This window comes from Amycolatopsis sp. NPDC059235 (assembly GCF_042754125.1).
GTDB lineage: Bacteria > Actinomycetota > Actinomycetes > Mycobacteriales > Pseudonocardiaceae > Amycolatopsis > Amycolatopsis albidoflava.
The window spans coordinates 70,294-84,903 of record NZ_JBHZAG010000032.1; the positions used below are offsets into that span (position 1 = coordinate 70,294).

Here is a 14,610-nt window from a genome sequence, read left to right on the forward strand (position 1 = left end):
ACCCTCCTTCTTGTGGGGGGGGGGGGTCGTTTTTTTTTACAACCCCCCCCCCCCCCCCGCGCCCCCCGCGGGGGCCCCGCCCCCCCCCCCCCGGGGGGGGGGCCCCCACGGTCGTATCCAGGGGGGCGCGATGCGGGTTTTGATCGCAGGCGGCGGAGTCGCGGGCACGGTCGCGGCGATGGCGCTGCAGCTGGCCGGGCACGAGCCGGTCGTGTTCGAGGGGCACGCCAGCGGGGGAGCGGACGCGGGCGCGTTCCTCGTGGTGATGCACAACGGCATGAACGCGTTGCGAGCGATCGACGCCGACTCCCCGGTGATCGAGGCGTCCTTCCCCTCGACCGGCATGGAAGTCGTCGGTCCGGACGGAACCACGCTCGGCGCGCACGAGTTCGACCGCGAACTCGACGGCCCGCGCACCCTCACCCGTGCCGCGCTTTACCGTGCGCTGCAACAGGAAGCGGAACGCCGCGGCGTCGAGATCGTGCACGGCAAGCGCCTGGTCTCCGCCACCGACGGCGTCACCGCGACGTTCCAAGACGGCACCACCGAGTCCGGCGATGTGCTCGTCGGCGCGGACGGACTGCATTCCGTCGTGCGCACTCTGATCGACCCGCAGGCCGAGCCGCCGCGCTTCACCGGCTTGACCGTCGTCTACGGCTACACCCGCGCCGAAGGACTTCCCGCCGCCCCCGGCATCTACCGGATGTTCCGCGGCAGCCGAGCCGCGTTCGGCTACACCACCGCACCGGACGGCGCGAGTTCGCTCACACCGCCTTCGCCGACGACCCGCTGCCATGCGCCGCGATCGTGGCCGCGGCCGGGCAGGGAGCGTCGATGGCGCTGGAAGACGCGGTGGTGCTCGGCCAATGCCTGCGCGATCTCCCGGACGCGCCCGCCGCGTTCGCGGCCTACGACCGGCTGCGCCGCGCCCGGGTGGAGAAACTCGTGGCCGCGAGCGCGGGCAACGACGTCGGGGCGGAGCGAGGGTGGGCATACCGGCATCATCTGGACTGGAGTGCGCGAATCACAGCGTGAGCGCGTCGCCGACGATACGATCCGCGCATGACTCAAGCCGCGCCACCGCAAACGCCGCAGTTCCCGATCCTGCTGTCCACGATGAACGATCTGCCCGGGTATCGCGTGGTCCGCGTGTTCGGCGAGGTCTTCGGGCTCACCGTCCGCAGCCGCAACATGTTCTCCAACATCGGGTCCGGGTTCAAGGCGATGGGAGGCGGCGAGCTCAAGGGGCTCACGAAGCTGCTGTCCGACTCGCGCCACGAAGCCCTCTTCCGGCTGTGCCAGGAAGCCATGCAGCACGGGGCCAACGCCGTGCTCGCGCTGCGCTTCGACTGCAACGAGATCGCCGGTACCGCCAGCGAAATCGCCGCCTACGGCACCGCCGTGTACGTGGTCCCGGACGGCGCCCAGCAGCAGGCTCCGCAACAGCAGCAGGCTCCGCAACAGCAGCAGGCCGCCCCGCAGCAGCAGTACGCGCAGGCGCCGCAGCAGCAGTACCAGGCTCAGCCGCCGCAGGCCTGAGCCCCCACGACAGGCTTGCCCGTGCGTCCAGCTCTTCGTGGATGCACGGGCAACTAGCGTGCGAGGCCGGAAAAGGCCCTCGCCGTCCCGGATAGCGTTCTCGGTGTGAGCAACCCGTTGATCGCGGAGACGAAGGACTCGACCAAGGCGTATTCGGGCATCACCCTGCTCGAATCGGGCGAGATGGTGAAGTCCGGCATCGAATCCGGCGACTGGGCGTCGATCGCGATGGGGGCGGTCGGGGTCGCGCTGGACGTGCTGTCGACCGCGATGGACCCGTTCGGGTCGATCCTGGCGGCGGGCGTCGGGTGGCTGATCGAGCACGTCGGGCCGCTGAAGCAGGCGCTGGAGGCGCTGACCGGCAAGGCCGACGAGATCAAGGCGCAGGCCGAGACGTGGCAGAACGTCGCCAAAGAACTCGAGAGCATCGGCAAGGACCTGACCGCCTGCGTCGAGAAGGACCTGCAGAGCTGGACCGGCGAAGCGGCCGATTCCTACCGCGAGCGGACCAAGGACGTCGCGAACCTGCTCGGTGCGGCGCAGAAGGGCACCGAGGGCGCGGCGTCCGGGGTGAAGACCGCCGGCGAGGTCGTCGCGGCGGTGCGCATGCTGGTGCGCGACATCATCGCGCAGCTCGTCGGGCACCTGATCAGCTGGGCGCTGCAGGTGCTGTTCACCGCCGGGATCGGGATGGCGTGGGTGCTGCCGCAGGTGGTCGGCGCCGTCGCCAAGACCGCCGCGCAGCTGGCCAAGATCACCAAGCAGCTGGTCGCCGCGCTCAAGGCGCTGATGCCGCTGCTGAAGAAGGCGGGCGTCCTGTTCGAGGACGCGGCGAAGGCGTTGAAGGGCATCAAGGGCGGCAAGCCCGAGCCGTCGGGTGCGCCGAAGAACATCGAGACGAAGCCGAAAGCGGAGCCGAAACCCAAGCCGGAGAACGAAAAGGGCGGGGATTCGACCACCGCTTCCGGCGATCACTCCGGGCCGCCCAAGGACGAGGTCAAACCGCAAGGCGACCATTCCCCGCCGCCGCCGAAGGACGAAACCAAACCGCAGGGCAACCACTCCGAGCAGCCGAGGGGCGAGGAACCGGCGTCGCCGGACCGGGGCGGCAACCAGGGCGAGTCCGGCAAGACCCCGCCGAAGGACGACCCGAAAGCCGCCGACACCCGGGGCGGCGCGGACGAGTGCAAGACCGCGGGAGACCCGGTCGACGTCGTGCGGGGCTCCGTCCTCATCAAGGACGTCGACCTCGAACTGCCGAGCCCGCTCGTGCTCGAACGGCTGCACGTCTCGTCCTACCGGTCCGGCCGCTGGTTCGGCCCGAGCTGGACGTCGACGGTGGACCAGCGGCTCGAAGCCGACTCCGAAGCCGTCCGGTTCTACGCGGCGGACGGCCGGATCCTGGTGTACCCACGCAGCGCCGAGCCGGTGCTGCCGCTGGAAGGCCCGCGCCGCCCGCTCACCGCGACTGGCGACGGCGGGTACCTGCTCGCGGATCCGGTCAACGGCACGGAATTACGCTTCGGACCCAGTCGCGGCGGCGTCTTCCCGCTGCTGAGCGCGACCGACGCCGCGGGCGACCGGATGGACGTCGAGTACGGCGAAAGCGGCGCTCCCCGGCTGATCCGCCACTCCGCGGGCTACCGCGTGGCACTCGACGCCGAAGCGGGCCGTGTCACCGCGATCCGCGTGCTCGGCGAGGGCCAGGAACCGGTGCTGGTCCGCACCTTCGGCTACGACGACCTCGGCCGGCTGGTCCGGGTCTTCAATTCCTCGGGCTTGGCCACGCAATACGACTACGACGCCGACGGCCGGATCACCGGCTGGCAGGACCGCAACGGCATCTGGTACCGCTACATCTACGACGCCGACGGCCGCTGCGTCCGCACGGTCGGCGACCGGGGCGTGTACGACGGCGAGTTCGCCTACGACCGCGAGCAGCGGCTCACCCGCTACACCAACGCTTTGGGCCACGTCACGGAGTTCCACTTCAACGAGGCCTCGCAGCCGACCAAGGACGTCAGCCCGCTCGGCGCGACCACAGTGTCCACATGGGACCGTTACGATCGGCTGCTGTCGCGCACTGATCCGCTCGGCCGCACCACCGGGTTCGAGTACACCGCCGAGGGCCTGCTCACCGCGGTCGTCCGCCCGGACGGCAGCCGCGCGCAGGTCAGCTCGGTGCCGGACGGCACGCTGACCGTCACCGTCGAGACCGCCGAACGCACCTGGCGGCGGGTCTATCCGCCGGGCACCGCACCGGATTTGTTCACCGCGCAGGCCGGGATAGCCGCGACTGAGTTCGCCCAGGATCGCCAGTTGACCGGGGGAGAGCCGCCGCGGTCCGAGCCGGACCCGGTGGAGCGCGACCAGTTCGGCCGCCCGCGCGTGGTGGCCGACGGCACCCGGTTCGGCTGGACGGTCGACGGGAGCCAGGCCAGCCGGACCGGCCCGTCCGGGCGGCACGAGGAATGGCGTTACGACGCCGAGGGAAACCTGGTGGAACGCACGGACGCCCGCTTCGAATACGGCCCCTTCGACCTGCCGGTCGCGAAGACCGACGCCACCGGTGCCCGCACCTCGTACGAGTACGACACCGAACTGCGGCTCGTCCGGATCACCGACCCGGCGGGCCTGACCTGGAACTACACCTACGACGCCGACGGCAGGCTCGTCGCGGAAAGCGACTTCGACGGCCGTGAGCGGCAGTTCGCCTACGACGCGGCGGGCCAGCTCGTGCAGTCGGTCGACGGGCTGGGCGCGGTCACTGAGTACCGCTATGACGCGCTCGGCAACGTGATCGAGCGTCGCACGGACAGCGGCACCATCCGCTACGAGTACGACCCCGTCGGCTTCCTCGCGCGTGCCACCGAGGGTTCCTGCGTGCTGGAGATCGAGCGCGACGAGGACGGCCGCGTGGTCCGGGAATCGGTCGACGGCCGCGCGGTTTCGTACACCCACGAGCCGTCCGGAATACGCCGCACCACACCGTCTGGCTCGGTGAGCGAGTGGACCTTCGACGACGAGGGGAAGGCAGTCGCGCTGTCGACCGCCGGGCACGAAGTGCTTTTCCGTCACGACGAAGCAGGCCACGAGGTCGAACGCGTCCTTGGCGGAAACACTGTGCTGGCACAGGCTTTCGACGTGGAGCACCAGCTGGTCGCGCAAACTTTGGCCGCGGGGAGCCAGATCCGGCAGCGGCGCGAGTACCACTACCGCCCGGACGGCCACCTGCTCAGCGTCGACGACACCCTGTCCGGCTCCACGCGATACCAGCTCGACGCCGCCGGCCGCGTCACGTCGGTGGCCCGGCGAGACGGCCAGGAGAGCTACCACTACGACCCGTCCGGCAACATCCGGCACGCGCAGCTGCCGTTCGCCGAAGCGGACTCCGGTTCTCGCGGCTACACCGGAAACCGGCTCACCGCGGCCGGTTCGGTGCGGTATGTCCACGATGGACAGGGACGCCTCGTCGCCCGCCACGAGAACTCGCGCACCTGGACCTACCGCTGGGACGCGCAGGATCGGTTGCTGGCCGTGGAAACCCCGGACGGCGTGGAATGGCGTTACCGGTACGACCCGCTGGGCCGCCGCATCGCCAAACAACGCTGGCTGCCCGGCGCGGAGGCTCCGGCCGAGGAAACCCGGTTCTCGTGGAGCGGCCAGCTCCTGGTCGAACAGGAACACCGGCTGGCCGGGTCCGCCCCGCTCACGCTGACGTGGGACCACCTGCCCGGCACCGTGCGCCCGGTGACGCAGACCGAGTTGCTGGGCCGCAGTGCCCGGTTCTTCTCGTTCGTCACCGACCCGGTCGGCACGCCGGTCGGCCTGGTGGACGCCTACGGCACCGTCGCCTGGCGCGCGTCCGGTTCGCTGTGGGGCCGCACCCGCCCGGGCGCCACGCCGTTGCGGTTCCCCGGCCAGTACGCGGACGACGAGACTGGCTTGCACTACAACGTTTTCCGCTACTACGACCCCGGTACCGGGCGCTACCTGAGCCAGGACCCGCTCGGCCTCGGCCCGGCCCCGAACCCGGCCTCCTACGTGCCGAACCCGCTCGCCGACGCCGACCCGCTAGGCCTGGGCAACTGCCTGGGCAGGCAGAAGTCCGGCCCGAACGACGACGCGCGCCCGGCCGAAACCCCGGGCGGCGGGAACAACGCCGGGCACGTGCAGGACACCAACCCGTCCTCGGCGCCGCCCCGCGAACCCACCCCGCCGCCGCGCGAGCCGACACCTCCGCCGAGGGAACCGACTCCGGAGACGACCACGGCCTCGTCGGCACCTCCGCCACCGCCGCCTCCTCCTCCGCCGCCGCCGGGCAAAGTTCCCGGCGGACCTCCGGCAGCTCCTCCGCCTCCCGGCCCGCCGCCTCCTCCCGGCCCGCCCCCGGTGCGGCCCCCAGGCGGCAGCCGTCCGCCGGCCGGCAGCCGTCCGCCCGGCGGTCCGCCGAAGCGGAAGGAGCTGCCCGACACCAAGAACTGGGAAGACCTGTCCGCCAAGGAAAAACTGGGCGGAAAGGTCGACCAGGTCAAGGAGAAGATGGGCTTCGACGACGCGCCCGGGATGAAGGACCTGAAGGACCTGAAGCAGAAGTTCGGCGTCGACAATCTCAAGGACGTCAAGGACCCGGCGCACCTGAAAGAGGTCGACGCGCTGAAGGACCGGCTGAAGAAGGACCACGGCATCGACAACCCGAAGTACCTGGAAAACCTGGAACGGCTGGACAAACCCAAGATCGTCTCGGTGGACAAGGACAGCGATCTCAAACTCACCGACAAGGCGAGCGCGCTGCGCCAGGACCAGCAGCTGAACCTGTCGCCCGGGGACCGGGAGAAGCCCTTCCACGACCTGATGGGCATTTCCCGGGAGGATCTGGAGAAGAAGGGGCTCACCAACGGCCGGGTCGGAGACATGATCGACCTGCAGGGCAGCGGGTCCTACAACCACCAGAGCGAGATCCTCTTCCTCGACCCCAAGATCCACCACGGGCCCGACGCCAGGAACCCGGCCGAGGTGCTCGGGCACGAGATGGGCCACCTGAAGCAGGACAAGCTCCACGGCAATCACGGCGGCAACACCCAGAACACGATTCTCGAATACGACAACGTGCTGAAGAACGAGAACCTGCTGAACAAGGATCCCCGGCACGACTACACGCACGACCGCGTGCCGGGCGACCACCTGCGCGAAAACACTCGCACCTGGAACGACGTCGAAAAAGACCTGGACCACCTGCCTCCAGAGCAGCAGGCGAATTCCAAGAAGGTGTTCAACGAGCTGAAAGAAACGCTGGAAGACCCGCGGTACGCGGACAAAGCCGACCAGATCAAGAAGAACTTCGCCGACGAGTACTTCTCCTCGCGGCGCAAAGACGCCGAGCGAGCAGAACTCGAGGCGAAGCAAGAAGCGGAGTGACGAACGGAAAACGGGCCCGCACCGGAAATCGGTGCGGGCCCGTTTTCGCGGGACCAGGGCTACTTCCGGTACAGCGCCTCGATGTCGGAGGCGTAGTTCTTGTTCACCACGTTGCGCTTCAGCTTCAAACTGGGCGTGATCTCGCCGCCCGCCTCGGTGAAGTCGTTCGCCAGCACGGTGAACTTCTTGATCGACTCCGCGTGCGACACCTGCTTGTTCGCTTCGTCGACCGCTGCTTGGATCTCCGCGCGCAGGTCCGCGTCCTCAGCTAGCTCGGACACCGTCGCCTCGGCAGGCTTGCCGTGCTGGGACTTCCACGCCGGGAAGTACTCCTCGTCAACAGTCACCAGCGCGGCGATGAACGGGCGCTGGTCGCCGACCACCATCACCTGGCTCACCAGCGGAGCGGCCTTGATGGTGTCCTCGAGACCGGACGGCGCGACGTTCTTGCCGCCCGCCGTCACGATGATCTCCTTCTTGCGGCCGGTGATCTTGAGGAAGCCTTCCGCGTCCAGTTCGCCGAGGTCGCCGGTGTGGAACCAGCCGTCGGTGAGGGCTTCCGCGCTCGCCTCCGGGTTGTTGTAGTACCGGCCGAACACGACGTCGCCCTTGAGCAGGACCTCGCCGTCCTCCGCGATGCGCACCGAGGTGCCCGCGACCGGACGCCCGACGGTGCCGACGCGGAACGCCGCGCTGGTGTTCACGTTCGCCGCGGCGGACGTTTCGGTGAGGCCGTAGCCCTCGAACACCGGCACGCCGATGCCGCGGAAGAAGTGCGCCAGCCGCGCGCCCAGCGGGGCCCCGCCGGACACCGCGGCGATGCAGCGGCCGCCCAGCGCGGCGCGGAGCTTGCCGTACACGAGCTTGTCGAACACCAGGTGCTTCGCGCGCAGGCCGAGCCCGGCGCCGCCCTTTTCCTGTGCCTCGCTGTACGCGACCGCGGTGGCCTCGGCGGCGTCGAAGATCTTGCCCTTGCCGTCGGCGTGGGCCTTCTGCTTGGCGGTGTTGTAGACCTTCTCGAACACGCGCGGCACGGCGACCACGAACGTCGGCCGGAAGGTGCCGAGGTCCGGGACCAGGTTCTTCACGTCCGGCGTGTGGCCGAGCGTGACCCGGGCGGTGAGCGCGGTGACGGCGATCGCGCGGGCGAGAATGTGCGCCAGCGGCAGGAAGCACAGAAGCGAGTTTCCCTGCTCCATCAGCTCCGGGAAAGCCTCGATGTCCGCGCGGATTTCTGCGAGCAGGTTCCGGTGGGTCAGCTCGACGCCCTTGGGCCGCCCGGTGGTGCCCGACGTGTAGACGATGGTGGCCGTCTCGTTCGCGGTGACGCTGCGACGGCGGGTGTGCAGGTCCTCGTCGGAGACCTCGGCGCCCAGCGCGGTCAGCTCGTCGATCGCGGGGGAGTCGGCCTCGATCTGCCAGGTGTGCTCGAGCGTGCTGAGCCGCCCGCTGATCTCGTCGATCGCCTTCCGGTGCGCGCCGGTCTCCACGACGACGGCTTTGGCGGCCGAGTCGGACAGGATCCAGTACACCTGTTCGGGCGACGAGGTTTCGTAGATCGGGACCGTGACCGCGCCCGCGGCCCAGATCGCGAAGTCGACCAGCGTCCACTCGTAGCGGGTCTTCGACATCAGCGCGACGCGGTCGCCGTGCCCGACGCCCGCCGCGATCAAGCCCTTGGCCACGGCCGCGACCTGGTCGGCGAAGTCCTTCGCGGTGACGTCGAGCCAGGTGCCCTCGACCTGCCTCCGGAAGCTGACCACGTCGGAGAACCGCTCCGCGTTCGCCCAGACGACATCGGCCAGATTCTCGTCGTCGGTCACCGGCTTCCCGGCGGGGGCGCTGTATTCGCGCACTCGGACCTCCGTGTTCGACGCGTGCGGTTACCCGCCAGTCAACTTAGCGTGCCGTAGACCTTAAGACCATGCTGGCACGGGGCGCGCGGCGAGGTCGTGACATCGTGTCCGGGTGCACGAACCGCCAGCTCTCGATCTTGTCGACGAGACCTTCCTCGTGGTGCCCCCTTCGACGGTCGCGGCGGCCTTCGCCGACCCGCGTTCGTGGCGGCGGTACTGGCCCGACCTGGAGTTGCGGGTCTACACCGACCGGGGGGACAAGGGCCTGCGCTGGACCGTCACGGGCGCCTTGATCGGTACCATGGAGGTCTGGCTGGAACCTGTTCTCGACGGCACCGTGCTGCACTACTTCCTCCGGGCCACGCCGGCCGGTCCCGGCGGCGTCCCGCGCGAGCTCGGCCCGCGCGAACTGCGCCGCGAGTTCGACCGGCGGGCGCGCGCGGCGAAGGACGTGGCGCTGAGCCTGAAGGAGATCCTCGAGGACGGGCGCGAGCCGGGGGTTCCGCCCCGGACCGTCGAGTAGGAGGCTCTTGTGCGGGTTCACGTCGTTTCGGACGTGCACGGCAACGCCGACGCGCTGAAGCGGGCGGGGGACGGGGCGGACGCGCTGGTCGTGCTCGGCGACCTGCTCGACTTCGTCGACTACCACGACCACGACAAAGGCATCATGGGCGTGCTGTTCGGCGCGGAGAAGGTCGGCGAGTTCGCCCGCCTGCGCCGCGAAGGCACCAGGGACGAGACGGTCGCCTACTCGCGCACGCTGTGGGCCACGCTGGACGACCCGGCCGCCGCGGTCGACGAAGCGGTCCGGGAGCAGTACTCCACGATGTTCGCCTCGATGACCGCGCCGACGTACGCGATTCCCGGCAACGTCGACGCGCCGTCGGCCTGGCCGGAGTTCGCCGGCGAAGGTGTGCACCTGGTCGACGGCGAGGTCGTCACCATCGGCGGGCTGCGGTTCGGCTTCGCGGGCGGCGCGGTGCTGCCGGACGGCGTGCTCCCGCGTCCGCGCAAGGGCGCGGCGTGGCGGCCGTACTTGCGGGCGCGCGAGGAGTTCGACGCGGCGGTCTCGCTGCTGGACCAGGTCGACGTCCTCTGCACGCATATCCCGCCCGCGGTGCCCGAATTGACCTACGACGTGGTCGCGCGACGCGCCGAACTCGGTTCGAAGGCGCTGCTGGACTTGATCCGGCGGCAGCGTCCGCGCTGGTCGGTATTCGGGCACGTGCACCAGCCGCTGGCCGTGCGGCGCCGGGTCGGGCACACCGAATGCCGTAACGTAGGTCACTTCAAGGAGACCGGGCAGCCGTACGTGCTGCGCTGGTGACTGTGCTGTCCGGCTACGCTTCGTCCCATGGCCGAGCAGTCCACGCAGTCCATCGAGGTCGACGCCGAGCCCGCGCGGGTGATGTCGGTGATCTCCGATTTCCCCGCGTACCCGGAGTGGGCCAAGGCGGTCCGCGAGACCGAGGTGCTCGCGACCGACGACGCGGGCCGCGCGAAGCAGGTGAAGCTCACCCTCGACGCCGGGCCGATCAAGGACGTGTACACGCTCGAGTACGACTGGGACGATTCCGGTCTCGGCGTGAGCTGGCACCTGGTCAAGGGCCAGATGCAGAAGGCGCAGAACGGCCGGTACGCGCTCGAGCCGCTCGGCGGCGGGCGCACCCGCGTCACCTACACGCTGTCGGTCGAGCTGGCGCTGCCGATGATCGGGCTGCTGCGGCGCAAGGCGGAGAAAATGGTCATGGACACCGCGCTCAAGGAGCTCAAGCGCAGGGCCGAGGGCTAAATGCGCATCCTGCTGTTCACCGGCAAGGGGGGTGTCGGGAAAACGACGCTCGCCGCGGCTACCGCTGCCGCGCTCGCCGGCCGCGGCAGGAAGACGCTCGTCGTGTCCACCGACCCGGCGCATTCGCTCGGCGACGCGTTCGGCACGCCGCTGGGCGCCGAACCCTCCGAAGTGGACCTCCGCCGCGACGGCACGCCGGCCGGGCTGTGGGCGGCGCAGGTGGACTCGCGGGCGTTGGCCGACCGCACCTGGCACGAGCTGCGCGGCGAGCTGCGGAAGGTGCTGGCCGGAGCCGGTCTGGACGTCCTGGACGCGGAAGAGCTGACCGTGCTGCCCGGCGTCGACGAGCTGCTCGCGCTGAGCGAGGTGCGACGGCTGGCGTCGCAGGGTCCGTGGGACACCGTGGTGGTCGACTGCGGTCCGACTGCTGAGACGCTGCGCTTGCTTTCGCTGCCGGAAGCCGTGTCGGGTTACCTGGGCCGGGTTTTCGGCAACCGGCGCGTCGCGGCGTCGGTCCGGCAGCTCGGCGCGCACCTCGACGCGCTGCGCGAACTGCTCACCGACCCGCGCGTGACGACCGTGCGGCTGGTGCTCACGCCGGAACGAGTGGTGGTCGCCGAAGCCCGGCGCACCCTGACCTCCCTGGCGCTGCGCGGCATCGCGGTCGACGGCCTGATCGCCAACCGGCTGATGCCCGCGCCGGGATTCTGGCGCGGTTCGGCGGCGAAGTGGCTGCGCACCCGGCGGGATCAGCAGGACGCGGTGCTGGCGGAATTGGCGGCGGCCGGTTTCGGCCCCGGCGAACTGGCCCGCGTCGAACACCGGGCGAGCGAACCGGTGGGCGCGGACGCGCTAGCCGAGCTGGCCCGCGAGCTGTACGGCAGCCGGGATCCGTTGTCCAGCAACGGAAAACCGGTCACGCCGTTGTTGTCGGTCGCTCCCGACGGAGAGGGCTTCCGGCTGCGGGTCGCGCTTCCGCTGGACCGGGATTCGGCGGTCGACCTCGCCCGCGTGGACGACGACCTGGCGATCACCGTGGACGGGTTCCGCCGGCTCGTCGCACTGCCCGAGACGCTGCGCCCGTGCCGGATCACCGGCGCGGAATCCGACGCCGACGGCCTGGTGGTCAGCCTGGCCGGGAACCGGGGATCCGGGTGAGCGAAGAACACGACGAAGGGTCTTATGCCGACGGCCTGAAGCTGGCCGAGGAGATCCGGCTGCTGGTCGAGATGGTGATCGAACGCGCCGCGCCGTGGCTGGAAGGCGTGCTGGCCGCCGGGCACGGCTCGCCGGAGGAACCGGGCGCCGAGGGCGCGTCCGGTGTGGAGGACAGCACTTCGGGATGCGGTTGGTGCCCGCTGTGTGCGATCGTCGCCGTCGTGCGCGGCGAGCGGCCGGAGTTCGTGGCCAGGGTCCTCGAACAGGCTGCCCAGCTCGTCGCGCTGCTGCGGGCGGTGCTCGCGGACCGCTGGGAGCCGGACGAGGGCGTGCACATGCCCGGGTTCCGGCCCGCCGCGCGTCCGCCCGCTACCGCGGCGGCGTCGTCTTCGGAGTCGTCGTCGCGGGTCCAGCACATCGTCGTCCGCAAGCGCGCGGACTGGCAGCCGGAGCGGGAGAACTGATTGCTGACCGTAGGGGTGGACGTCGGCGGCACCAGCGTGCGAGCCGGCGTCGTGGACGAGCGCGGTTCCCTGCTCGACACGGCGCGCGTCGGGACGCCGAGCGAGGAGAACGCGCTCGAAGACGCCATCGCCGGGGTCGTCGAAAGCCTGCGCAACCGGCACGACGTCGCCGCGGTCGGCCTCGCGGTGGCCGGTTTCGTGACCCGCGACCGGCGCTCGGTGATGTTCGCGCCGCACCTCGCCTGGCGCAACGCTCCCGTGGCGGACCGGATCGCGAAGCGGGTCGGCCTGTCGGTGACCCTGGAGCACGACGTCAACTCGGCGGTAGTCGCCGAACACCGCTTCGGCGCCGCGCGCGGGGCCGGGGTAGCGGCTTTGGTCGCGCTGGGCACCGGAATCGGCGCGGGCCTGCTGCTGGACGGCGAGATCTACCGCGGTGCACACGGAGTGGCCCCGGAACTCGGCCACCTCACCGTGGTGCGCGACGGACGTGCCTGCCCGTGCGGCAAGTACGGCTGCTGGGAGCGGTACTGCAGCGGCACAGCTTTGGCCGCGACCGCGGTCGAGCTGCTGGCCCGGTATCCAGGCCGTTCCACCGTGCTGTCGCGAGAAATCGCCGGAGACCCCGGGTCGGTCACCGGCCGCCGAGTCGCCCGCGCGGCCCGCGACGGCGACCCGATCGCCTTGCGGGCGATGGCGGAGCTGGCGAAATGGCTGGGCGAGGGACTCGCTTTGGTGGCGGACGTCTTCGACCCGGAGATCATCGTGATCGGCGGCGGAGTTTCGGAGTCCGCGCCGCTGTTTTTGGACGAGGCCCGAGAGCACTACTCCGGCGCGATCACCGGAGCGCGACACCGCCCGCTGGCCCGGATCCGGACCGCGCATCTGGGCGACGACACGGCAATCGTGGGGGCGGCGGCGTTGGCGATGGATACGTTGTAGGGCTTTGCGGGGGTGGTGGCTGGGATTGCTGGGCGCGGGGTTCTGTGGCACTCGGGCGCGGGGGCTTGGCGATGGAGGCGTTGTCGGGCTCGCGGGTGTTGACTCCGGTGGTGGTTGGGGTTTGCCGCGCGCGGGGTTTGTAGTTCTGTGGCTCTGGGGCGCGGGGATTTGGCGATGGATGCGTTGCCGGGCTGGTGGGTGCTGATTCCGGTTCTCGCTGGGCTCGCCGAGCACGAGGTTCGCAGCCCGCCGACGTGGTCGGAGCGGTCTTCGGGTTTTGACCGGCATAGGCACTCGCGACGTTCTGTGGAAGGCTGGGACGGGTGACGCCGATGACCGCCAACCGCTTTGTGCGGTGTTCTTGCGGCAGGCGGCATTGGGGCGCGTTCGGCGCGGCCGGGTTGTTGTTGTGCGATCCCCGCCGGGGCGTGTTGTTGCAGCGGCGGGCGTGGTGGGTGCACAACGGCGGCACGTGGGCTTTGCCCGGCGGCGCGCTCGAAGTCGGCGAGACGGTGCACGAGGCCGCTGCTCGGGAAGCCTGGGAAGAAGCCGCGATCCCCGCGTCGGCGTTTCGTGCGATGTCGGCGTCGGTGCTTGATCACGGCGAATGGCAGTACACGACCGTGCTCGGGCTGGCCGACAGCGCGTTGCAGGCGCAGGTCGCCAACGAGGAAAGCGCCGAGATGCGCTGGGTCCCGCCGGACGAGGTGGCCGCGCTCGGTCTTCACCGCGATTTCGCCGCCGCCTGGCCGGTGCTGCGCGAGCAACTGGGCCGGGAACTGGTCCTGGTGGTCGACGCGGCGAACGTGATGGGCTCCCGCCCGGACGGCTGGTGGCGCGACCGCCGCGGTGCCGCGGAGCGGCTCCGCGACCAGCTGACCGGCCCAGCTGAACGCGGCCTGCGCGACGACGTGGTCGGCATCGGCGCTGGCCCGGCGTGGTCGTGGTGGCCCCGGGTGGTGCTGGTGGTCGAGGGCAAGGCCAGGGGAGTGGAACCGATCCCGGGCGTCGAGGTCGTCGCGGCGGAGACCGACGGCGATTCGAAGATCGTCGAGGTGACCGCCGCCGCTCGGCAACGCCCGGACGATCACGTCGTGGTGGTGACGGCTGATCGCGAGCTGCGTGGCCGGGTGAGCGATCTCGGTGCGCGGGTGCTAGGGCCGGGGACCCTGCTGCGAGAGCTGGACGGCTAGCCGCTCGTCACGGTCTTGGCGCTCGGTTGCGGTGTAGGTGGCCGGGAATCTCCTTGCTGGGATTGGGCAGTCGCGGTTTCGCTGCTACTGGGTGGGTTTCGTGGGCGGCGGTGATCGCGAGTTGCGCGGTGGGGTAGGCAGTCTCGGTGCGCGGGTGCGCGGGTGCGCGGGTGCGCGGGTGCGCGGGTGCGCGGGTGCGCGGGTGCGCGGGTGCGCGGGTGCGCGGGTGCGCGGGTGCGCGGGTGCGC

The 14,610-nt window shown here is 70.5% G+C and carries 12 protein-coding genes; 10 read left to right on the forward strand and 2 right to left on the reverse strand.

Translation table 11 applies throughout. The features are described 5' to 3' along the window. The first annotated feature begins 130 nt into the window (after positions 1 to 130). From ACFXI3_RS21865 to ACFXI3_RS21875, 3 genes are all read left to right on the forward strand, one after another. On the forward strand, positions 131 to 1,066 hold the full coding sequence (locus tag ACFXI3_RS21865; protein ID WP_378401672.1) for an FAD-dependent oxidoreductase: 936 nt from the start codon (positions 131 to 133) through the stop codon (positions 1,064 to 1,066). Continuing rightward, positions 1,063 to 1,539, forward strand: coding sequence for a YbjQ family protein (locus tag ACFXI3_RS21870; protein ID WP_378401674.1), 477 nt, complete (start codon positions 1,063 to 1,065; stop codon positions 1,537 to 1,539). The genes ACFXI3_RS21865 and ACFXI3_RS21870 overlap by 4 nt, the downstream gene beginning before the upstream one ends. 105 nt (positions 1,540 to 1,644) lie before the next feature. Continuing rightward, positions 1,645 to 6,957, forward strand: a complete 5,313-nt coding sequence (locus ACFXI3_RS21875) for an RHS repeat-associated core domain-containing protein (RefSeq protein WP_378401676.1) — start codon at positions 1,645 to 1,647, stop codon at positions 6,955 to 6,957. Positions 6,958 to 7,016: 59 nt separating this feature from the next. On the opposite strand, the gene ACFXI3_RS21880 is transcribed toward ACFXI3_RS21875, so the two are convergent. Next, positions 7,017 to 8,813 (reverse strand): AMP-dependent synthetase/ligase, encoded by a 1,797-nt coding sequence (locus tag ACFXI3_RS21880; protein ID WP_378401678.1) that lies wholly within the window; start codon positions 8,811 to 8,813, stop codon positions 7,017 to 7,019. A gap of 112 nt (positions 8,814 to 8,925) precedes the next feature. On the opposite strand from ACFXI3_RS21880, the gene ACFXI3_RS21885 reads away from it, so the two are divergent. The 7 genes from ACFXI3_RS21885 to ACFXI3_RS21915 all read left to right on the forward strand — a co-directional run bounded on the left by ACFXI3_RS21885 (position 8,926) and on the right by ACFXI3_RS21915 (position 14,362). Next, a complete protein-coding gene (locus ACFXI3_RS21885) occupies positions 8,926 to 9,336 on the forward strand; it encodes a polyketide cyclase / dehydrase and lipid transport (protein ID WP_344267853.1) in 411 nt (136 codons plus the stop codon). Between the two features lie 9 nt (positions 9,337 to 9,345). Further along, positions 9,346 to 10,140, forward strand: coding sequence for a metallophosphoesterase (locus ACFXI3_RS21890; protein ID WP_354745462.1), 795 nt, complete (start codon positions 9,346 to 9,348; stop codon positions 10,138 to 10,140). A 27-nt stretch (positions 10,141 to 10,167) separates the two neighbouring features. Beyond that, the gene (locus ACFXI3_RS21895) at positions 10,168 to 10,605 is read left to right on the forward strand and encodes an SRPBCC family protein (protein ID WP_037809841.1); all 438 of its coding nucleotides are present in this window, start codon (positions 10,168 to 10,170) and stop codon (positions 10,603 to 10,605) included. Next, complete coding sequence (locus tag ACFXI3_RS21900) at positions 10,606 to 11,763, forward strand: ArsA family ATPase (RefSeq protein ID WP_378401680.1); 1,158 nt, start codon at positions 10,606 to 10,608, stop codon at positions 11,761 to 11,763. It abuts the gene before it with no gap. Positions 11,764 to 11,834: 71 nt separating this feature from the next. Continuing rightward, the gene (locus tag ACFXI3_RS21905) at positions 11,835 to 12,227 is read left to right on the forward strand and encodes a hypothetical protein (RefSeq protein ID WP_344268539.1); all 393 of its coding nucleotides are present in this window, start codon (positions 11,835 to 11,837) and stop codon (positions 12,225 to 12,227) included. A gap of 15 nt (positions 12,228 to 12,242) precedes the next feature. Further along, a complete protein-coding gene (locus ACFXI3_RS21910; protein WP_354745587.1) occupies positions 12,243 to 13,169 on the forward strand; it encodes an ROK family protein in 927 nt (308 codons plus the stop codon). A 323-nt stretch (positions 13,170 to 13,492) separates the two neighbouring features. Beyond that, positions 13,493 to 14,362, forward strand: a complete 870-nt coding sequence (locus ACFXI3_RS21915) for an NUDIX domain-containing protein (RefSeq protein WP_378401682.1) — start codon at positions 13,493 to 13,495, stop codon at positions 14,360 to 14,362. Between the two features lie 7 nt (positions 14,363 to 14,369). Here ACFXI3_RS21915 and ACFXI3_RS21920 read toward each other — a convergent pair. Next, positions 14,370 to 14,610, reverse strand: a 241-nt coding sequence (locus ACFXI3_RS21920) for a hypothetical protein (RefSeq protein ID WP_378401684.1), incomplete at its 5' end; no start/stop codon positions are given.

Bases quoted from the DNA above. Each gene is read 5' to 3' on its own strand.
- ACFXI3_RS21870 (WP_378401674.1), top strand. From the start codon at position 1,063: ATGACTCAAGCCGCGCCACCGCAAACGCCGCAGTTCCCGATCCTGCTG.
- ACFXI3_RS21895 (WP_037809841.1), top strand. From the start codon at position 10,168: ATGGCCGAGCAGTCCACGCAGTCCATCGAGGTCGACGCCGAGCCCGCG.
- ACFXI3_RS21900 (WP_378401680.1), top strand. From the start codon at position 10,606: ATGCGCATCCTGCTGTTCACCGGCAAGGGGGGTGTCGGGAAAACGACG.
- ACFXI3_RS21905 (WP_344268539.1), top strand. From the start codon at position 11,835: ATGGTGATCGAACGCGCCGCGCCGTGGCTGGAAGGCGTGCTGGCCGCC.
- ACFXI3_RS21865 (WP_378401672.1), top strand. From the start codon at position 131: ATGCGGGTTTTGATCGCAGGCGGCGGAGTCGCGGGCACGGTCGCGGCG.